We start from the raw sequence: 19,938 nt of genomic DNA on the forward strand, positions 1-19,938 counted from the left end.
GATCTGCGGGCCGGGCCCGGAACGGTCGTCAGCGCAGGGAAAAGACGATGGGAACGACCAGCTCCAGCCGGCTCTGGCGCATCGAGTCGGGGATGGCCGGCAGCGGCTGGGCGCGTTCGATCATGGCGCGAACCTCCCGGTCCAGGGCCTCGTGGCCGGAGCTTTCCTCGATCCGGGAGTCGAGGACGCGGCCATCGCGGGACATGACGAAGAAGAGCGTCGCCGTGCCCTCCTGACGGCGGCGCTGCGCGCGCCGCGGATATTCCTTGTGCCGCTCCAGCCAGGCCTGCAGCTGCGCCAGGAAGTCGGCGTGCTCTCCCGGCGAGCCGCCGCCTTCGGCGCCCGGTCCGTCACCGGTTTCGGGCGCGGCCTTCGACCCGGCGCGGCCGCCCGAGCCCGGCGGGGCGGCCCGTCTGCCGGCGTCCCCGCCGCCGGGCGGCGCGGTCGCCGCCGGGGCCGCGGCCATCTCGGTTCCGCCTTCCGGAACCTCGACGGGTTCGGCGGTCCGCTCGGGCGCCGGAGGCGTCGGTTGTGCGATACGCGGTTCGCGCTCGGGTGCGGCCCGGGCCGGCCGCGCGGGCGGCGGCGGCGGGGCCGCTGCGACCGCTTCCGTCGCCTCGCGTTCCGGAAGTTCGGCCTCAGCCACGTCCGCCTCAGCCACGTCCGCCTCCGCTGCGTCCACCGTCACCGGCTTGGCCGCCGGCGATGGATCGGGCGGCGAGGCCGTCGGGAGCGGTTCGGCCAACCGTGTCGTGGCGGGCGTGGCCTGTGGGGGCGTCGTCTCCACTGGCGACGCAGTCGCCTCCCGGGCCGGAACCGCCGCTGGCGGCGCTTCCACAGGCGCCGCCGCAACCAGCCGGGTGGCCTTCGCGTCGACCGCCTTCGCGGTTTCCGTCGTCACGGGCTCGGCTTCCAATGCCCGTTCGGTCACGGTCTCGGCAAGCGCAGGGTCGCCCGCAGCATCGGCGCCGGGCGGGGCGCCTGCGGCCGCCAGACCCACCGCCACGCCGGCCGCACCGTAGCTCTGCGCCCCCGAGGTTGGGGGCTGCCAGACAAGCACGACGGCCGCGCCGACATGGATCAGCAGGGCGGCCACCAGAGCCAGAACCCAGGTGCGGCGGCGGATCCCGCTCATCGCCCGGCCGGCACCGTGAGGAGGTGCAGGTTCTCGACGCCGGCGTCGCGCAGGACTTCCATGACCTGCACGACACGCACCGCCTCGGCCTCCGCATCGGCCTTCAGCCGGACCCGGCGCGGCTCGCGGCCCAGGCGTTCGGCCAGTTCGGCCTCGCTCACCATCGCGCCGTCCAGCGCCAGCCGGCCGTCTGCGGCGACCAGGATCAGCATCTCCTCGGCCACGGGATCCGCGCCGCTCGCCGATTCCGGCGGCGCGATCTCGAACGGATCGGCGGCGGTCAGGCGGCCCGCGAGCATGAAGAAGATCAGCAGCAGGAAGACGAGGTTGATCAGCGGCATGATCCGGTCGTCGTCATTGCGCGGGCGGCGCCGGCTTCCGGAAAGTCGGCTCATCGCCCGCCCGCCCGGTTGAGCGAGAGGTTCGCCGCGCCGGCAGCGGCCAGACGGTCGAGGACGCGGACCGTGCGCTGCAGCGACACGCCGGCCGCGGGACGGATGACCACGCTCTGGCCGGGCCGGTCGGCGAGACGCGCTTCAACGCGCCCCGCCAGCGTCTCCAGATCGAGGCGTTCGCCCGAAAGCCGCAGACCGTCGGGCCGCACATCGACCAGCATCGCGCCCTCCATCAGCGCCCCAGAACCGGCCCGCGCGGGCGGCGTCAGGTCGATGGCGCGCCAGTCCAGGAAGGACGACGCCAGCATGAAGAAAACCAGCAGGATGAAGACGACGTCGATCAGCGGCGTCAGGCTGATCAGCGGCCGGCGGCGCCCGCTAATCGCCGCCGTGAGCGACGGCGGGGCGGTAGCCTTCTCCGGCATGGCGCGCCTCCTGTTCGGGAACCGGGGCCAGTTCGCGGGTGAACAGCCGGGTGATGGCGCTGTCCATCTCGTGGGCCAGGCGCTCGACACGCCGTTCCAGCCAGTTCAGCGCGACGACCGCAGAGATGGCGACCGCGAGACCCACGGCGGTGGTCAGCAGGGCTTCCCAGATGCCGCCCGAGAGGATCGACGGATCGACCTGGTTGCCGGCGGTCTCGAGCTGGCGGAACGCCTCGATCATGCCCAGCACGGTGCCGAACAGGCCGAGCAGCGGCGCCAGCGAGGCGATCACCTCCAGCGGTCTGAGCCAGCTTCTGAACGCCTCCAGCACGTCGCCGCCCCGGCGCATGGCTTCCTCCCGCACCTCGCCGGCCGGCAGGTCGCGCCGCAGCCCCTGCATCGCCGCGGCGGCGATCCCGGCGAGCGGCCCGCGCGCGCCCTGCAGCAGGGTCAGCGCCTCCCCCCTCCGGCCCGATTGCCACAGCGCCAGCGCGCGGTGGGTGCTCGGCATCTCGCCGGACCGCAGATCGCGGAACTGCCAGAGCTTGGCGAGCACGATCGCCAGCGCCGCCACCGACATGGCCAGCAGCAGGGCGACCACGGGTCCGCCGGCCTGTAGCGTCTCGAGAAGCTGCGCCACGCCCGACGCGGGCGCCGCCGGCCCCGCCAGCACCGCGCCGGCCTGTTCGCCTTCCTGGTTCATCTGAAATACGTCTCCATGCCTGCCCTCCGCCGGCAGTTACTTGATGAATTCGAGGCCGCCGCGGGCCGAGGTCTCGACCAGGTCCATGCATCCATCGCGCCCGCCCGTGCCGTCGTCGCAGGCCAGCACCTCGTTGAGCAGCACGCGGCCGACCTGTCCGCAGGCCAGGCCCGCCACGTCGAAGACCTTCAGGCTGGTCTTGCCGGCCGGAAGCGGCCCAACCTCCAGCGCCAGCCGTTCGGCCACGATCCCTTCCCTGTCGAACATCACCAGATCCAGCTTCAGGCTCTCGAAGGCCGTCGGGGTTCCGTTCTCGATGACGATGTAGGCGCGGCAGGCGCCGTCGCGCGGCTCCAGCTTGTTCAGCTCCAGGCCCAGCCGCTCGGCCGCCGCGGCGGCGCCGCCCGTCAGCGCCAGAACGGCGAATGCGATCATCAGGATGCGATTCATCGGAACCTCGATTGCTGATCCCCGGAAACCCGTACGAACGACCAGCCCGCGCCGGAACGGTCATATCAATAATGACTATGACTCTCAATCGCAATAACTGCCGTTCGAATGGCGGCACGGAAAGAGAGCGACTGGCATTTCGTCCGGGCAGGGTCCACGCTGCCCGCCGCACAAGGAGGATTGCATGACGAAATACATCCCACCCGCGATCGACTGGGTTCGGGAGCAAGTCGAACTCTACGAGGGCAGCGGCGGGACCAAGGGGACCACGCTGCGCGATTCCGGCCTGCCCTGCATCATCGTCACCCACAAGGGCAACCGGACCGGCGCCATCCGCAAGATCCCGCTCATGCGGGTCAAGGTCGACGAGGGCTACGTACTGATCGGCTCCTATGGCGGCCGGCCGAAGGATCCCGTCTGGGTCCACAATCTCCGGGCCCATCCGGATGTCGAGATCCGTGACCGCACCGAAGTGTTCCCGATGCGCGTCCGCGAAGTGCCCGAAGGGCCGGAACGCGATCGCCTTTGGAATGCCGGCGTGAAGGCCTTTGCGCCCTATGCCGAGTACCAGGCGAAGACGTCGCGGCTGATCCCGGTGTTCATCGCCGAACCGGCCTGAGCCCGACGGCCATCGACGGCCGCGGCCCGTCTATCCACCGCTGGGCCCTCCCGGTAGGATGCGCGCTATGCTGGGATTCCTGGAACTGTTCGGCGCGTCGCGCCCGGTCCAAAGACTGGATGGCGCCCTGCGCGCCGTCGGCGTGCACCCGCGCCTGATGCCGGGTGCGGTGAAGATCGCCATCATCCGCCAGCTTGAAACGACCGGCCGCAAGGACGGCCCGGACGAGGCGGCCTGCGCGCATGCAGCCGAACTGTTCGGCTATCTGATGCATGGCCCGGGCGTGTTCGCCGACGACAATGGCGCCAGCGCCGCGGCGGCCGTCGAAGACCGCATCGCGGCGGCGGTCGGCGCGGGCACCGGGCCCGACGCCCGCCTCATCCTGCTGGCATTGCACGCGGGCATCATTGCGCCTGAAGTGCTCGAGCGTCATCAATTCGAAATCGATTGAAGCCGCGCCGTCCCCCACCGCGCCGTCGGCTGCCTGACGAAAGTGTTCGGCCCCTTACAGGGACAACCGAGTCTCAATCGGGGACCTCGGCAAGCGTTCAGGGAAGACACGCTTTCCCGGACGGCGGACGGCCCGCATGATCGTCAGCCGGTCGGGCACTGATCGATTTCCGGGACAAGGGGCGCTATCTGTCGGGGGACGACCGGCGCGAGGGGGAGGAATAGCGCGATGACGGCAACCGGCGAGCGGGCGGCAACGCCTCGGATCCTGCCGCTCCTGATGCTGCTGTTCGCAGTGGGCGACCTGTCGACCTCGCTGCTGGTGCCAAGTCTGCCCGGTATCGCCCGCGAGTTCGGCACGCCCGATGTCACCGCCCAGCTCGCGATCTCGGGCTTCGCCATGGCGTTCGGCCTCTGCCAGTTGCTGATGGGACCGCTCTCCGACGCTTTCGGCCGGCGGCCGGTGCTGATCGGCGGCCTGGTGCTGTTCGGCGCCGGCTCCGTGCTGGCGGCGCTGGCCCCCGGCATCGAGGCGCTGATTGCCGGCCGCGTCGTGCAGGGCGCCGGCGCCAGCGCCGGCTACGTGCTGGCCCGGGCGGTGGTGCGCGACATCGCGACCGACGACCGCCAGACCGCCCGGATGATGGCGCCGCTGTTCATCGCCAACGGCTCGATGATGATCTGCGGCCCGTTGATCGGCGAGGCGCTGATGCCCCATGGCGGCTGGCGGGCCGCGATCCTCGCCGGGCTGCTGGTCGCCGGCATCGCCTGCGTCTGGGTGGTCTCGAGCTTCCGCGAGACGTTGCCGGAGCGCATGACGGGCGGGCTGAACCCGATCCGCATGGCCCGGACCTATGGCGGCCTGGTCGTCCACGGGCGCTATTTCGCCTACCTGATAACGCATTGCTGCGCCTATGGTGCGACCTACACCTTCGTCGCCAACGCGCCGTTCATCGACTTGGCGAACGGCCAGGCCGGGCCGCTCGGCGTCGGCATCAGCGTCGGCGTGGTGATGGCCGGCTTCCTGACCGGGCTGATGATCGCCCGCCGGCTGGCGGCATCGATCGGCGTGCCCCAGGGCGCGCACTATTTCGTCATCGCCTCGATCGTTCCGGTGCTGGTGCAGATCGCGCTCTATCAGACGGGCCTGCTGCACCAGTACGCCTATCTGGCGCTGGAATTCCTGATCGTCGCGCTGGTCGGCGGCATGGCGCCGTTCACCGCCGCCGGCGTGGTGATCGAGGCACCGGGCCGCGCCGGATCGGGCGCGGCGCTGCTCGGCGCTGCACAGATGCTGACCGCCGCCGGCGTCATCATTGTCGTGGGTTTCCTGAACGACGGCACCATGCTGCCGCTCGCGCTGATGCAGGTCGCGCTGCTGGTCGCCGCGGTGGCCGGCTTCCGCCTGACCTACGGGCCGATCCCGAAGGCGGCGTAGCGCCGCAGGTCTCCGCCGGGACGCAGTGTGGACATGGGTTCGCGGGAGACCGGATGGTGGTGTCGGCAGTCCCGACCCAGCCAGTCTCTTGCATCGAATTCCCTGATAAGGCCGGAAAAACAGGGAATTTTGTCGAATTTACAGGGAATCGGGGACTGCTGGACGTCCATTTATCCAGCCATTACAGGGTGTTAGGTGTAGAATTCCCTACGCACTGGAACAGGGAATTTTTTGAGCCGAACAGGGAACTTGAAACGCCGATCAGGGAACTCCGGTAAGCGCCGATGACCACCGCGCTACCCAGCTACACCACGTCCGGGGACGTCACCGAAACTTGTCGCCCTCAGCGGCCGCCTCGGCCGATCAAATTTTATCTGACAGCCTCCTGGCCGACCTTCCATTGCGCTGAGGGCGTGTGCGCCGGCGATGGTCGCAAACCCGGAAGATCGATAGGATCGCCAGAACGACGGGGGACATACTGGTGGCCAGCGAAACCGAACTGCTCGAAAAGCTGGAGAAGATCGAGGCGCTCTTCGCGGGTGCCACGACCCCCGGCGAGAAGGCCGCGGCCGATGCGGCAGCGGACCGTATCCGGGCCCGGCTCAAGCAGACGGAACGTCGGGAGAAAGCCGCCGAGATCAGGTTCAGCCTGCCCGACCCATGGTCGCGTCAACTTTTCTGTGCGCTTTGCCGGCGCTACGGCCTCCGGCCGTACCGCTACCGTCGCATGCAACGGCAGAGCATCGTCGTGCGGGCACCCTCGAGCTTCGTCGATGAGGTGCTGTTGCCCGAATACCAGCAACTCAACGAGGCGCTCACCGTATACCTGGCCGAAATCACCGACACGGTGATCCGAACCGCAATCCACGGTGAGACCAGCGAGGCCGAGGTCGTCGCCGAGCGGCCTCAGGTCGGTCGGTGACCACGTACGGCACCCGAGAAGTGCTCGCCGGCCTCGTCGAGCGTGTCACGTTCCACAGCCTCGAGAGCGGTTTTTGCGTTCTGCGGGTGAAGGCACGCGGTCACCGCGACCTGATCACGACGGTCGGCCACGCGGCGTCGATCTCGGCCGGCGAATGGGTGACCGCGTCCGGCGAATGGGTCAACGACCGCATCCACGGTCCGCAGTTCAAGGCGCGGTTCCTGAAGACCTCGGCGCCATCGTCGCTCGAAGGCATCGAGAAATACCTCGGCTCCGGCATGATCCGAGGCATCGGACCGGTCTACGCCAAGCGGATGGTCAACCAATTCGGCAAGGACGTCTTCGACATCATCGAGGCGGCGCCCGAGCGGCTCAGGGAAATCGAAGGCATCGGGCCGAAGCGGGCCGACAGGATCACCTCGGCCTGGGCGGACAGAAGGTCATCCGGGAGATCATGGTGTTTCTGCACAGCCATGGTGTCGGGACCGCCCGAGCGGTACGCATCTTCAAGACCTATGGCACGGATGCGGTCCAGGTCATGAGCGAGAACCCTTATCGTCTGGCCAGAGATATCCGCGGTATCGGGTTCCGGACCGCGGACATGATCGCGGAGAAGCTCGGGATCGAGAAGACCGCGATGATCCGCGTGCGGGCCGGAATCTCCTACGCGCTGACCGAGGCGATGAGTGACGGCCATTGCGGCCTGCCGATGGACGAACTGGTCCCGCTGGCCTTCAAGCTGCTGGAGGTGCCGGACACGCTGATCCAGACCGCGATCGATCTGGAAATGACCCAAGGCACGATCACGGCCGATACGGTTGCAGGGACGGCGTGTGTCTTTCTGAGCGGGCTTTATCACGCGGAGCGCGCCATCGCTGATCGGCTCCGCTGCCTGAACGCCGGGTCCATGCCATGGCCGGAACTCGATGCCGAGAAGGCGCTGCCGTGGATCGAAATGAAGACGGGTCTCACCCTTGCGCAGAGCCAGGCCGAGGCCATCCGCCTCGCCCTTCGCTCGAAGGTGATGGTGATCACCGGTGGCCCGGGCGTCGGCAAGACCACGATCGTCAACTCGATCCTGCAGATCCTGAGCGCAAAGGCGGTGCGGCTCCTGCTCTGCGCACCGACCGGGCGGGCCGCAAAGCGGATGAAAGAGGCCACCGGCATGGATGCCCGGACCATCCATCGCCTGCTGGAGATCGACCCGAAGTCCTTCGGCTTCAAGCGCAACGAGGACAACCCGCTGGAATGCGATCTGCTGGTTGTCGATGAAAGTTCGATGGTCGATGTCTCGCTGATGCAATCGCTGCTGAAGGCGGTTCCGGATAGCGCCGCCCTTCTGATCGTCGGCGATATCGACCAGCTGCCATCCGTGGGGCCGGGTCAGGTCCTGGCCGACATCATCGGCTCGGGGAAAATTCCGGTCATGCGGCTGACGGAGGTGTTCCGCCAGGCGGCCCGCAGCAAGATCATCACGAGCGCGCACCGGATAAACCAGGGTCAGATACCGGACCTCACCCGACCAGTCGGCGAGAGCGATTTCTACTTCGTCGCCGCCGAAGATCCGGAGCAGGCCGTCGCGCGCATCCTGGAATTGGTGAAGTTCCGGATCCCGAAGCGCTTCGGGCTGGATCCCATCCGGGACATTCAGGTGCTCTGTCCGATGAACCGCGGCGGTGTCGGCGCCCGCTCGCTGAACGTCGAACTGCAGGCCGCACTCAATCCCTCCGGCGACAACAGGATCGAACGCTTCGGTTGGACATTCGCACCCGACGACAAGGTCATGCAGATCCAGAACGACTACGACAAGGAGGTCTACAACGGCGACATCGGCTACGTGGACGGGCTGAACGCAGACGAAGGCGAGTTGGTCGTCGATTTCGATGGCCGTGCGGTCAGCTATGTCTTCGGCGAGCTCGACACGCTGGTGCCAGCCTATGCCGCGACGATCCACAAGAGCCAGGGGTCGGAGTATCCCGCGGTCGTCATCCCGCTGCTGACCCAGCATTACGCGATGTTGCAGCGTAATCTGCTCTACACGGGGATCACCCGCGGCAAGCAGCTCGTCGTGCTTGTCGGCCAGCGGAAGGCCGTGGCCATCGCGGTGAAGAACGTGTCCGGCCGGCGAGTGTGGTCGAAGCTGGACGAATGGCTGGTTGAAGAGTGTAGCGCGTGATCGAGTTCAAGACGATACCAGATGATCACCCGGCGCTTTGCCATTCGCCGATGGTTCGAGGACTCGTAAAGACCTGCGACTACATCGCCGAACATGGCGGCATCGGCCTGACGCCGTCGAGGGCCTTCAATCGCAAATTCGTTGAGTGGGCGGCGGGCGAGTTCGACTGGCCGGGCTATACCGAGGCCGATCTCTACGCGATCAACAAGGTCCTGAACGAGATCGACTTCCCGCCGCTCGAGTTGCTGCACGGACTGATGAATTTGATGAAGCTCGGCCGGCACTACAAAGGCCAGTTCAGGCTGACCAGATCGGGTCAGGCGCTGGTCGGCCACCCCGGTCAGATCTTCGGCACCGTCGTCCCGTTCTTCGTCTTCCGGGTGAACCATGCCAGCTTATCGCGGTTCGAAGATGAGCCGATCCTTGGCAACTGGGACATCTTTCTCAACGTGCTGAACGTCGAGACCGAGGATGGCGCCACGGGCGCGGATCTTCGCCGCGTGTTCTATGGCGAGCCCGGTTCTGGCTACGACAAGATGATGGGCCGGCTCTACGTCGAGGTCCTGAGGCCGCTCTGCTGGGCGGGTCTTCTGAAGAAGGAAGAGAGCGCAACCCGGTACCGCACCGAGGAGGCGCTGTTTCTCAAGACACCGCTGTGGAAGGTCGCGCTGGCACTCGATATCGACGGCGGGCATCGTCATGTGTGAACGGCCGATCGAAACAGCGGCCTGTTCACCTCCCAGACTGGCAAAACAGCGACTTATGTGATCTACTTTTCTTCGGTGGAAAGGCTGGCCCGACGCAGTCTTTCCAATTTGTCACCCGCGGCGAATTCCTGATGTCCGCCGCGCATTCGTCGGAGTCCGATCATGCCTTTGCTGAATATCAACCGCCCGGATGGTTTCAACGTACTCCTCGGTAGGATGCTCTATCCGGACAAGCGGCCGGATGAAACCAGGCGCGCCGCGGATTGCGCAAGCCAGATCACAGCGGCAGCGATCTCAGCCTATCCGGGACGGGTTGGGGAGATTTGGCGCGAGGGGTTGTCCGGAAAGCATAGTGCGATCAACGTCGGACTCGACGATCTGCCGACGCGATGGCGGCGCGGCACAGCCGCCGGCGCGACACTCTGGATGCTTTTCGCGCTTCACGGTTCGGAGCCTCAAAGAGCATCCTGGAACTTGGCCGCTGACCTGGTCGAGGAGCATGCAAAGGATCCCGACTTTCCGAAGGACAAGACAACGCTGCTCAATTGCGTCAAGCAGTTCCGGCCTGTGCTTCATTTCTGGGGCGCCCTCTGGATGCGTGAGGGCGGCTTTCGCGTCGATTTCGAGAACCAGGGCCCGGCCGTTGATGACTTCCGACGTTTTCTGACCACGGCGGAAATCCTTCGGCAGTGGGGACAGGCAACTCAGTCCGGGCGAAAGCCCAACAAACCATTCCTGCCGGCAAACATGTGGACGGTCCCGCAGGAATTGCTGCTGCTGGAACCGCCCAAAGGGCCGGTAAAGCTTCATGCGCTCACTCTGGATGAGGCCATCTTTAATGGCCGCAAAAAGCCCGGTCGGCCGAGGGTTGTGTAAAACGCAAGCCATCTACTTTGTGGTTTGATTCTTCGTCTTTTATCTTTATCCGAATAGCGGCTACGGCCTTCTTCATCACGCCCATGATGAAGGAAATTGGCTATGTCGAAGCGATATCATCGCAAAACCCGCTCTCCTCGCTCCGCCGTTTGCACGCAGGCCATCGAACGCCGGCTGGGTCCGCTTGAAATCCAGGATGTGGCGATCGGCGAACTGAGGCCGAACCCGCGCAACCCGAAGACACATTCGGCGAAGCAGGTCGGGCAGATCGCGGCAAGCATCCGGGAGTTCGGGTTCTGCAACCCGATCCTGGTCGACGAGGACAGCCGGGTCATTGCCGGGCACGGGCGTCTCGAGGCGGCCCGGCTGCTGCAGATGGCCAGTGTACCGGTGATTCGGCTTGCCGGGCTCAGCGAGGCACAGAAGACGGCGCTGGCGATAGCCGACAACCGGATCGGGGAGAACGCGGGCTGGGACGAAGAGTTGCTTGCCCTTGAGATCGAGAGCCTGCTCGACACCGGGATCGACCTGACCTTGACCGGCTTCGAGATGGGCGAGATCGACCTGGTTCTCCAGGAGGGCGAGGACGGCCCCGCCCTCGACGGCGACGACGAGATCCCGGAGGCGGGCGCCGATACACCGGCCGTCACGCGCCCGGGCGATCTCTGGCTGGTCGGCAAGCATCGCCTGCTCTGCGGCGATGCCCGTGACCCGGCTGCCTACGGGCGGCTGCTCGACGGTGAGACGGCGGCGCTCTGCTTTACCGACCCGCCCTACAATGTCGCGATCGGCGGACACGTCTCCGGCCTCGGCCGTCATCACCACCGCGAGTTCGCGATGGCGAGCGGCGAGATGGCGGAAGCCGACTTCGTCACTTTCCTCCGGACCACCCTCGGTAACGCGGCCCGGGTCAGCAGCGATGGCGCCATCCACTTCGTCTGCATGGACTGGCGCCATATCCACGCCCTGCTGACCGCGGGGCGCGACGTCTACCGCGAGCTCAAGAACCTCTGCGTCTGGAACAAGGCCAATGGCGGCATGGGCACGCTCTATCGCTCCAAGCACGAACTGGTCGCCGTCTTCAAGGCGGGCACGGCATCGCACATCAACAATGTCGATCTCGGCACCCATGGCCGCTACCGGACCAATGTCTGGGACTATGCCGGCGCCAACAGCTTCGGCGCCGGCCGCGACGAGGCGCTCGCCATGCACCCCACCGTCAAGCCCGTCGGGCTGGTCGCCGACGCTATCCTCGATTGCTCGAACCGCGGCGACCTCGTCCTCGATCCCTTTGCCGGCGCGGGCACCACGCTCGTGGCGGCCGAGCGCACGGGCCGGCGGTGCGTCGCGATGGAACTCGACCCCGCCTATGTCAACGTCACCATCCGGCGGTGCCGAAAGGCCTTCGGCGCGGAGATCACGCACGCGGAGACCGGGCGGTCCTTCGACGAACTGGCGGAGGAGCGACTGGCGGATGAGCGCCGGGCCGACCAGGCAGAGGAGGCCGGCAAATGAGCGAGGACGAAAACGAAGACAAGGTCGGCTACGGGCACCCGCCGAAACACTCGCGCTTCAAGCCCGGCCAGTCCGGCAACCCGAAGGGCCGGCCAAAGGGCCACCGGAACTTCGGAACGGATTTGCGCGAGGTCCTGGCCATGACCGTCGAAGTCAAGGTCAGGGGAAAAGCCCGGACGCTCACCTCACAGCAGGCGATGCTTTACCGACTGCTTGAAAAAGCTTTGAAAGGAGAAAACCGGGCAAGCCAGCTGCTGCTCGATCTGGCCGCCCGCTACAACGGGGAGGCGCCGGCACATGACAGTGACCCGGCGCTCCCCGACGAGGACCAGGCGATCCTCAAGCAGTACCTGGCCTCCGGGCAGGCGAAGGCACCGGACGATGCAACGACAGAGGATCAGGACGGGGGACCGGAGAAGTCCGGCCAGGAGGACGAGGATGAATGACCGCCGCCTCCTGGACGCGCTTCTCCGAACGGACCTGAATGCATTCATCCAGAAATGCTTCACCACCCTCTCGCCCGGAACAGAATTCAAGGCCAACTGGCACATCAGGGCAATCACCTATGAGCTCGGGCAATGCCTGGAGAACGATGGCGGCCGGTTGGTGATCACCCAGCCGCCGCGGTCGCTGAAGTCGATTTCCACCTCCGTCGCCTTCGTCGCCTGGGCCCTCGGTCATAACCCGGCCATGCGGTTCATCTGCGTCAGCTACAGCAACGAGCTCTCGGAGGAACTCGCCCGCCAGTTCCGCCTGGTGGTGGACAGCGACTGGTACCGCCGCCTGTTCCCGGCCATGAAGCTGTCGCGGTCAACCGCGACGGAGTATGTGACGACGAGGGGCGGCGGGCGCCTGGCCACGTCCGTCGGCGGCACGCTGACCGGCCGGGGCGCCGACATCATCATCATCGACGATCCCATGAAGGCGTCGGACGCGCAGTCCGAGTCCGCCCGGCGCAAGGTCAACAACTGGTTCGCCGAGACCCTCTCGACCCGCCTGAACGACAAGCGAAAAGGCGCGATCATTCTGGTGATGCAGCGCCTCCACGAGGAAGATCTCGCAGGCTACGTCCTCGAAGCCGGCAATTGGCGTCACCTCGACCTGCCGGCCATCGCCATCGAGGACGAGCAGATCCGCATCGGGCCGAAGCCGGGGGACATCCACTATCGGCGGAAGGGCGACCTCCTCCACCCCGACCGGGAGCCCCGGGAGACCATCGAGCGAATGCGCGGCGAACTGGGCAGTCTCGCCTTCTCGGCCCAGTACCAGCAGCGGCCGGTGCCCCTGGAGGGCAATCTCGTCCGTCGCGACTGGTTCCGGCGCTACGACACGGCACCCGTGAGGAGCGAGAACATGACCGTGGTCCAGAGCTGGGACATCGCGGGGGCGATCGGCGAACGGGCCGACTACTCCGTTTGCACGACCTGGCTGGTCGACGGCCGCAGGCTCCATCTTGTCGACGTCTGGCGCGGGCGGCTCGAATTCCCCGCTCTGCGCAAGCGGGTGATCGGGCATGCGATGGACCACCAGGCCAATGTGGTGCTGGTCGAGAAAGCCGGGCTGGGGCTGAGCCTGGTCCAGGATCTGCAACAAGGTGCCCCCGACAGCTTCCCCAGCCTGATCGGCATTGCCCCCGAGGGCGACAAGGTCGTCCGCATGGTGGCGCAGAGCCAGCGGCTTGAGGCCGGCGACGTGTTCCTGCCGGAGAAGGCGCCATGGCTGGCGGACTTCCTTCACGAGGTTCTGGCCTTCCCTCACGGACGCAATGACGACCAGGTCGACAGCCTGTCTCAGTTCCTCAAATGGCAGCGGTATTGGGAGCCCCCGATCGACATCGGCAGCCCCGGCGGCGATCGAATTGAGAATATCCTGCCGCCGTTCGAATACGATGACTGACGCAAGCCGCATCCGCATCCGCATCCGCACCCGTGCCGGCGCCACCGCCGGGGTCCGGCGCCGGCGACTCACGGCATGCAAGGGGGGCTCGGGGCCATGTCGCCCACCCTCATGGGCACACAGGGGCGCCAGGTGGATCGCCGAGGCCGTTGACCGGCCGCCCTCGCAGGCGCCCGTCCAGGCGGCCCGGATGCCCCTCCAGGGGCCCTCTCGGCTACCGGGTCCGTTCCACCAGCCAGTCGAAGAGGCCGACGTCGATCGCCCGCTCCGCCACCTCGGCGGCGGCCCACAGGTGCCGGCCGGGACCAGCCTCCAGGACGAGGGCACCGGCGGGGCTGTGGCAGACGAAGAAGAACCGCTCGCAGCTGCCGTCACGCTCGAAGCGGCCCAGGTAGTCGTCCAGCGCGCTCTGCGTCGCCCTGGACTTGACCTGCACCCAGGCGCGCTCGCCGGTCACGGGCTGATCGAGGATGAGATCGACGTCGGGCATGGTCTTGCCGAGGGTGCTCGTCCGCCGCCAGCCGCCGCGGGCGAACATCAGGTCGACCAGGGTCTCGAACTCGGCCCAGTGCAGCTCCGCGATCATGCGGCGGGCAATATCCTGCATCCGCGCCTTGACCGCCACGGCCTCCTCGTGAACCGGGTTGGGCTCGCCGCGGATGCGGCGCAGAAGATAGGCCGCCGCCGGGACATCGCAGACGGTCCGGCGGTAGTTCGCCGTCTTCGTCAGGACCGAGCTCAGCGTCCGCACGAAGAGGGGCTCGCCCGTCAGGCTGTCGCGGCGCCAGCCCCCGCGCGCCATCCGGTAGCGTGTTGGCGTCCCCGGCGACGGGTCATCGGCCGGCCGGGGCGGGCCGTCGGCAAAGGCCCACCAGAGATGGCCATCGGCGAAGGTGACCCACAGGGTCTGCGGGTCGGCCTCGTAGAAGGCGCGGAGCTCGCGGAGGTCCTCGGCGATCGCCTGCCGGCCGCGCCCGGCCTCGGCCAGCTGCCGGGCAACGGCGTCCCAGTCGCCCCGGGCGCAGGCGTCGTGGGCCGCCTCCGGAAACCCGAAGGGGATGACGCCATCCCGGATCGCCGCTTCGGCCCACGCACCCCCGCTACCGAGCTTGATGTAGCGCACTGCCGTCGGTTCGAACGTCTTCGGGGTCAAGCTGCCGCCTCCTGTCGACGATAAGTCTCACCGACTTCCGCCCAGGCGCGGCGGCCAAGTCAAGTCGAATGTCACCGATCGTCTGTAGACCGATAATCTGCATCGGCCTGACATCCTGTGCGTGGATATTCGCTCACGTCTCGGTCACAACATCAGGCGCATTCGACGGGCCCAGGGCTGGTCGCAGGAGCAGTTCGCCTTCGAGGCCGGTATCCACCGCACCTACATCAGCGACATCGAGCGCGGCGCCCGCAACCCCACGATCACGGTCGTCGAGAAGCTGGCGACGGCCCTGGGCGTCAAGGCCGGGGAGCTGCTGGACTGAACGGCGCAATGGGCCGAAGGCGAGGCTGCCGCGGCCCGGGCCGTCAGCACGGGCTCGTGCAGCCACCGCCGGCCCGTGAGGGGGACTGGACTTCACCGCCACGGCAAGCGTCCATGGGCGCCGGGATCACCGGCCCGGGAGCTGCGCCATGGACGCCGACCGCCTCGACCTTGTCCGCCACCTTTTCGCCCTGGCGACGGAGATCGCCGAGGATGCCCATGACGTCGCCGTGGACGGCCAGAACGGGTCGGCAGCCGGGGCGGCCGAGTTACGCCGCGCCGCCGAGCGGCTGCAGGCCGAGGCCGGCAACCTGGGTGATCTGGCGCGCGCCATCGCGGTGATCACCGACCGGGAGCGGAATGGCGGCGGCTAGCGCCCTGAGGTGGCACGAATGAACCACATTCCGTCCGAACCGAACAAATCTGACCAACGCCGCGCCTATCTCATACGGGTCAAGTCTCGAAGTCGAAGAACTGGCCTGCGCTGACACGCACGCGATTTCCGCACACACCAGAGGCCTCTATACGCTCAATCGCAAGAGGGTCGGCGCTCTCCGCGACCACACCTTTGCCGTCCGGCGCTGTAGCGATAACTACTGCCTTGTCCGGCTTGCCCTTGGTATAAAGAACCGTCTCGCCGTCTACGCGCGCCTCGCCTTCGTACTCCATGGTGACCGCACGCGTGCGAGACTCCCGCTTCACGGCCTCAGTCACATCTGCCCAGTAGAAACCTTCAGCCGGGCGATCGCTCCAAATTCCGAATGCCTGCTTCGTAAGGACGCCCGAGGCGTTGGAGATGAGCCCGAGACGGGGCGCTTGCCGACCTGCTCCACCGCCAGAGGGGACGCGCTGCGAGGCTTGAAGAAGATCGGCCATGCGGCACACCGCCTGCAGTGTGTAATTATTGTAGGGTCCGCCGGCGAAGCTCATTCCACCCGTAACGGTAAGCGGTCTTCCCACGGGAACGCCTAGTTCCGACCCATAGAGTTCGACGGCGGCGGGAAATGCGCTGTAGAGATCAAACAGGTCAATGTCCTCGATATTGAGGCCCGCACCAGACACCGCCTCTCTTCCCGCGATGGCTGCGCCCGGGACTCGCCACAGCTCAGTGCGCGTCGACGCCTGAGCCATGTAGTTGGATTCCGTACTGGAGATTGGATAGATCCAACTGCTTTCGGGAATGCCGAGCTCGCGCGCCCTGGCGATGGAACAGAAAATCAGCGCACCAGCCTGATCGACGCTCCAGCTCGAGCACATGCGCCGCGTATATGGAAACGCCTGCATCGGATTCCGTTCAGAGGGAATCTCTACCTCCTCAGGCATGTAGGTCTGCCGGTTCCAGGCGTCAGGATTCGCGGCGGCGACCTCGCTGAAGCCGCTCCACAGCTCGGCTATAGCGTGCCGATGCTCGGCGACCGAGCGGCCAAGTTGAGCCCGAAAGGCGCTGTGCGCCATACAGTAGATGCCAATCGGCATCTGCAGGCCCACACGGAGTTCCGCCGGATGGCGCAGTTCCTGTTCTGGCGACCAGACGGCGCCCGGCTCATCGCGCTGCTGGCGGTCTTCAATCTCGACGTCGGCGATGCGCGCGCGCAGCAGCCGATAGCCGGCCTCGCCGCCGACGACAAGCGCTGTCCCCAGTTCGCCGTCGCGGATTCTGCGGCAGGCATCACCGATCAGAGTCTGCTGCAGGACACCGACCGTCGACAGCACGGTGCGTGCATGCGGTGCGCCAACCGCGCGTCCGATCTCGCCGCCGGGGTTCGCATACGACCAGCGGCCCCTAGGCGTGTAGATGCACTCAATCGTCGCCAGCACCCGTTCGCTGGCGGCGCGGCGCGCGGCGGCGCGTGTCGCGTCAATCATGAGGTCAATCGGCTCGCGCGCAGTCGTTGCGTCGTCCTCACGCTGGCTGACGGCAGCCCAGCCCACTAGGACCGGGGTGGCGGGATCAAGGGATTGCGTTTCGGTCATGGGCTCACGACTCCGTCAGGCTGGTGAAATCGGGCTCGGGCCGCGGGGGGCATGCTAGACACGCCCCGCCCGCCGATGCGAGGTTGCGATGGCCGGCCAGGAAGGGCCGGCGCCTACGGCGAGGGCGACATGGCGCGGCGCAAGATTCTGATAGCAGGAGCATCCGGGCTGGTGGGCTATGCGGCCATCAAGCATTTCACGGCCCGGCCCGACGCGGAGGTGATCGTTGTCTCGCGGCGACAACCGCCCGAACTGCACGGCGCACGCTTCATCGCCCTTGACCTGTTCGACGCCGGGAGTTGCGCCACCACCGCGGCCGATTTGGCCGACGTCACCCACGTTGTCTATGCCGCCGTCTACGAGAAGCCAGGGCTGCTCGACGGCTGGCGGGAGCGGGACCACATCGAGACCAACGCGCGCATGCTGCGCAATCTGATGGAACCGCTGTTGGCGCGTAACAATGCACTGCGTCACGTCGTGCTGCTGCAGGGAACGAAAGCCTACGGGGCACATGTCCGACGCTTCCCGATCCCAGCCCGAGAGGGACGCACGGAGGCGCGCGACATCGACAACTTCTACTGGCTCCAGGAGGACTACATCCGCGAGCGCCAGGAGGGGCAGCCCTGGTCTTGGACAATTTTCCGGCCGCAGGTGATCTTCGGCGAGTCGATCGGCAGCGCCATGAACGGAATCGCGGCCATCGGTGTCTACGCGGCACTGCTCCGCGAGGCCGACCAACCGCTCCGCTTTCCGGGCGGCCCGCCGATAGTGCTTGAGGCCACCGACTCCGGCCTGCTGGCACGGGCGATCGACTGGGCGGGCGAGAACGCGGAGGCGGCAAACGAGGTCTTCAACATCACCAATGGCGACGTCTTCGTCTGGGAGAATTTGTGGCCGGCAATCGCCGAGACCCTCGGCATGGAGGTGGGCGAACCGCGGCGAACCTCGCTGGCAGAGACGGTGCCGCCTCAAGCCGGAACATGGGATCGGATTCGACGGAAATACGATCTGCAAGCGCCTCCGCTCAACGAATTCATCGGTGAGTCGCTGTATTTCGCGGACAGCAATCTGGGTTACTACCTCAAGCGAGGCGGCCACGCACCGCTGGTGTCGACAGTCAAACTTCGCCAAGCCGGCTTCCATGAGGCCATGCACACCGAGGAGATGATGTGTGGCTGGTTCCGCACCTTCCAGAAACACCGGCTGCTGCCGCCAGCCACAGACAACTAGAGCTCCGACGAGGACTCCGCCATGGCACGCCGACATGTTCTGATCGCGGGCGCCTCCGGGCTGGTCGGCTACGCGGCACTCAAGCATTTCACCGCCCAGCCGGAAACGGACGTCACTGTCATCTCGCGTCGGTCGCCGCCGGCCATCAACGGGGCTCGCTTCGTGTCGATTGACTTGTCCGACCCCGCGCGATGCGCCGAGGCCGCTGCCGCGCTGGCTGATGTCACCCACGTCGTCTACGCCGCCGTGTACGAAAAGCCGGGCCTCGTCGCCGGTCGCCTCGAGCGCGACCACACCGAGACTAACGGGCAGATGCTCGTCAACCTGATGGAGCCGCTGCTCCGCGCCGCCCGGCACCTTCGGCACGTGACCCTGCTGCAGGGCACAAAGGCCTACGGCATCCACGTGCGGCGCTTCCCCGTGCCAGCGCGGGAGGGACGTTCGGAAGCGCACGACCAGCACAGCTTCTACTGGGTGCAGGAGGACTACCTGCGCGAGCGCCAGCAGGGTCAGCCCTGGTCGTGGACGATCTTTCGCCCGCAGCTCATCTTCGGCGAGTCTGTTGGCAGCGCCATGAACCTGATTGCCGCCCTCGGTGTATATGCCGCGCTGGCGCGCGAATCCGGCCAGCTGTTCAGTTACCCGGGCGGTGCGACCGCCGTATGGGAGGCGACGGATTCCGGCTTGCTGGCGCGAGCCATCGACTGGGCCGGCGAGAGTGACGCGGCGGCGAACGAGGTCTTCAACATCACCAACGGCGACGTCTTCGTCTGGGAGAACCTCTGGCCGGCGATCGCCGAGAGCCTCGGCACGGGGATAGGCGAGCCGCGGCGCACGTCGCTTGCGAAGACAATACCGCCGCAGGCTGCGGCTTGGGACCGGATCCGGGCGCGCCACGACCTGAAAGCGCCAGCCCTGGCGGACTTCGTCGGTCAGTCGCTCCATTTCGCCGACTACATCCTGGGCTACGATCGCGACGAAGATGGTTTTACACCGCTCGTCTCCACGGTGAAGATCCGCCAGGCCGGATTCCACGAGGCGATGGACACCGAGGCGATGATGTGTGGCTGGTTCCGGACCTTCCAGATGCATGGCCTCTTGCCGCCGCCGGGCGGCTGACCTCCCGAAACGCCTAGACCGCCGGGGCGTAGGCGGCCACGTAGTAGCCGTCCGCTCGCACCGGCTGGAGTCGGACGCGAATTCCGATCTGTGGCTCGCCCCCGTCCGCGTCGACGAACAGGCTTGGAATGCGCACGCCCGGCGCATCTTCTGGCTCGACCAGCATCACTGTGTAGGGCAGATCTGACGGGTCGCCGTCGGGCAGAAAGCTGTGGTAGACGGTAGTGAAGCTGTAAACGCGCCCGAAATCGGAGGCGCGCCGCCACTCCACCTCCGCACCCGGATGGCATGGCGCCACCGGCTTCGGATACCAGATACGGGCGCCACAGGCACCGCAGGTCGGCAAGTGCAGTTCACCGCGCGAAAGGCATTCGTAAAAATACTCACCGCCCTCACTGATATAGCGGGGCGCCTGGTGGGGAACGCCCATC

At 66.8% G+C, this 19,938-nt stretch carries 21 protein-coding genes and 1 pseudogene; 14 read left to right on the plus strand and 8 right to left on the minus strand.

Annotated elements, in window-relative coordinates:
• Positions 1–28: 28 nt before the first annotated feature.
• From TEF_18690 to TEF_18710, 5 genes are all read right to left on the minus strand, one after another.
• A complete protein-coding gene (locus tag TEF_18690) occupies positions 29–1,135 on the minus strand; it encodes a hypothetical protein (GenBank protein ANK82598.1) in 1,107 nt (368 codons plus the stop codon).
• Positions 1,132–1,530 (minus strand): biopolymer transporter ExbD, encoded by a 399-nt coding sequence (locus TEF_18695; GenBank protein ID ANK82599.1) that lies wholly within the window; start codon positions 1,528–1,530, stop codon positions 1,132–1,134. Before TEF_18695 ends, TEF_18690 begins: the two co-directional genes overlap by 4 nt.
• Complete coding sequence (locus TEF_18700; protein ID ANK82600.1) at positions 1,527–1,955, minus strand: biopolymer transporter ExbD; 429 nt, start codon at positions 1,953–1,955, stop codon at positions 1,527–1,529. The genes TEF_18695 and TEF_18700 overlap by 4 nt, the downstream gene beginning before the upstream one ends.
• Complete coding sequence (locus TEF_18705; protein ID ANK83598.1) at positions 1,909–2,595, minus strand: hypothetical protein; 687 nt, start codon at positions 2,593–2,595, stop codon at positions 1,909–1,911. The genes TEF_18700 and TEF_18705 overlap by 47 nt, the downstream gene beginning before the upstream one ends.
• 99 nt (positions 2,596–2,694) lie before the next feature.
• Positions 2,695–3,108, minus strand: coding sequence for a hypothetical protein (locus tag TEF_18710; GenBank protein ID ANK82601.1), 414 nt, complete (start codon positions 3,106–3,108; stop codon positions 2,695–2,697).
• 184 nt (positions 3,109–3,292) lie between these two features.
• Here TEF_18710 and TEF_18715 point away from each other — a divergent pair, with 184 nt between their 5' ends.
• From TEF_18715 to TEF_18760, 10 genes and pseudogenes are all read left to right on the plus strand, one after another.
• A complete protein-coding gene (locus TEF_18715) occupies positions 3,293–3,727 on the plus strand; it encodes a nitroreductase (protein ID ANK82602.1) in 435 nt (144 codons plus the stop codon).
• Between the two features lie 67 nt (positions 3,728–3,794).
• Positions 3,795–4,178, plus strand: coding sequence for a hypothetical protein (locus TEF_18720; protein ANK82603.1), 384 nt, complete (start codon positions 3,795–3,797; stop codon positions 4,176–4,178).
• A gap of 279 nt (positions 4,179–4,457) precedes the next feature.
• Positions 4,458–5,615, plus strand: a complete 1,158-nt coding sequence (locus TEF_18725) for a hypothetical protein (GenBank protein ANK82604.1) — start codon at positions 4,458–4,460, stop codon at positions 5,613–5,615.
• Between the two features lie 481 nt (positions 5,616–6,096).
• Complete coding sequence (locus tag TEF_18730; GenBank protein ID ANK82605.1) at positions 6,097–6,537, plus strand: hypothetical protein; 441 nt, start codon at positions 6,097–6,099, stop codon at positions 6,535–6,537.
• Positions 6,534–8,713, plus strand: a pseudogene (locus tag TEF_18735) (recombinase RecD). Before TEF_18730 ends, TEF_18735 begins: the two are co-directional and overlap by 4 nt.
• A complete protein-coding gene (locus TEF_18740; protein ANK82606.1) occupies positions 8,710–9,420 on the plus strand; it encodes a hypothetical protein in 711 nt (236 codons plus the stop codon). The pseudogene TEF_18735 and the gene TEF_18740 overlap by 4 nt, the downstream one beginning before the upstream one ends.
• A 162-nt stretch (positions 9,421–9,582) precedes the next feature.
• Positions 9,583–10,296, plus strand: a complete 714-nt coding sequence (locus TEF_18745) for a hypothetical protein (GenBank protein ID ANK82607.1) — start codon at positions 9,583–9,585, stop codon at positions 10,294–10,296.
• 174 nt (positions 10,297–10,470) lie between these two features.
• Positions 10,471–11,811 carry a DNA methylase N-4 gene (locus TEF_18750; GenBank protein ID ANK83599.1) on the plus strand — a complete coding sequence of 447 codons (1,341 nt, stop codon included), beginning with the start codon at positions 10,471–10,473 and terminating at the stop codon, positions 11,809–11,811.
• Positions 11,808–12,257 carry a hypothetical protein gene (locus tag TEF_18755; protein ID ANK82608.1) on the plus strand — a complete coding sequence of 150 codons (450 nt, stop codon included), beginning with the start codon at positions 11,808–11,810 and terminating at the stop codon, positions 12,255–12,257. The genes TEF_18750 and TEF_18755 overlap by 4 nt, the downstream gene beginning before the upstream one ends.
• Positions 12,250–13,707: a terminase gene (locus TEF_18760; protein ID ANK82609.1), complete on the plus strand. Its 1,458-nt coding sequence runs from the start codon at positions 12,250–12,252 to the stop codon at positions 13,705–13,707. The genes TEF_18755 and TEF_18760 overlap by 8 nt, the downstream gene beginning before the upstream one ends.
• A gap of 214 nt (positions 13,708–13,921) precedes the next feature.
• Here the strand turns inward: TEF_18760 and TEF_18765 are convergent, their stop codons facing one another.
• On the minus strand, positions 13,922–14,830 hold the full coding sequence (locus tag TEF_18765) for a hypothetical protein (GenBank protein ANK83600.1): 909 nt from the start codon (positions 14,828–14,830) through the stop codon (positions 13,922–13,924).
• A gap of 151 nt (positions 14,831–14,981) precedes the next feature.
• Here TEF_18765 and TEF_18770 point away from each other — a divergent pair, with 151 nt between their 5' ends.
• The gene (locus TEF_18770; GenBank protein ID ANK82610.1) at positions 14,982–15,185 is read left to right on the plus strand and encodes a transcriptional regulator; all 204 of its coding nucleotides are present in this window, start codon (positions 14,982–14,984) and stop codon (positions 15,183–15,185) included.
• Between the two features lie 148 nt (positions 15,186–15,333).
• Positions 15,334–15,558 (plus strand): hypothetical protein, encoded by a 225-nt coding sequence (locus TEF_18775; protein ID ANK82611.1) that lies wholly within the window; start codon positions 15,334–15,336, stop codon positions 15,556–15,558.
• Positions 15,559–15,637: 79 nt separating this feature from the next.
• On the opposite strand, the gene TEF_18780 is transcribed toward TEF_18775, so the two are convergent.
• Positions 15,638–17,158 carry a hypothetical protein gene (locus TEF_18780; protein ID ANK82612.1) on the minus strand — a complete coding sequence of 507 codons (1,521 nt, stop codon included), beginning with the start codon at positions 17,156–17,158 and terminating at the stop codon, positions 15,638–15,640.
• A 129-nt stretch (positions 17,159–17,287) separates the two neighbouring features.
• On the opposite strand from TEF_18780, the gene TEF_18785 reads away from it, so the two are divergent.
• Complete coding sequence (locus TEF_18785) at positions 17,288–18,388, plus strand: nucleoside-diphosphate sugar epimerase (GenBank protein ANK82613.1); 1,101 nt, start codon at positions 17,288–17,290, stop codon at positions 18,386–18,388.
• A 21-nt stretch (positions 18,389–18,409) separates the two neighbouring features.
• On the plus strand, positions 18,410–19,507 hold the full coding sequence (locus TEF_18790; GenBank protein ID ANK82614.1) for a nucleoside-diphosphate sugar epimerase: 1,098 nt from the start codon (positions 18,410–18,412) through the stop codon (positions 19,505–19,507).
• A 13-nt stretch (positions 19,508–19,520) separates the two neighbouring features.
• Here the strand turns inward: TEF_18790 and TEF_18795 are convergent, their stop codons facing one another.
• A complete protein-coding gene (locus tag TEF_18795; GenBank protein ID ANK82615.1) occupies positions 19,521–19,937 on the minus strand; it encodes a hypothetical protein in 417 nt (138 codons plus the stop codon).
• Position 19,938 lies beyond the last annotated feature (1 nt).

The organism is Rhizobiales bacterium NRL2 (assembly GCA_001664005.1).
GTDB lineage: Bacteria > Pseudomonadota > Alphaproteobacteria > Minwuiales > Minwuiaceae > Minwuia.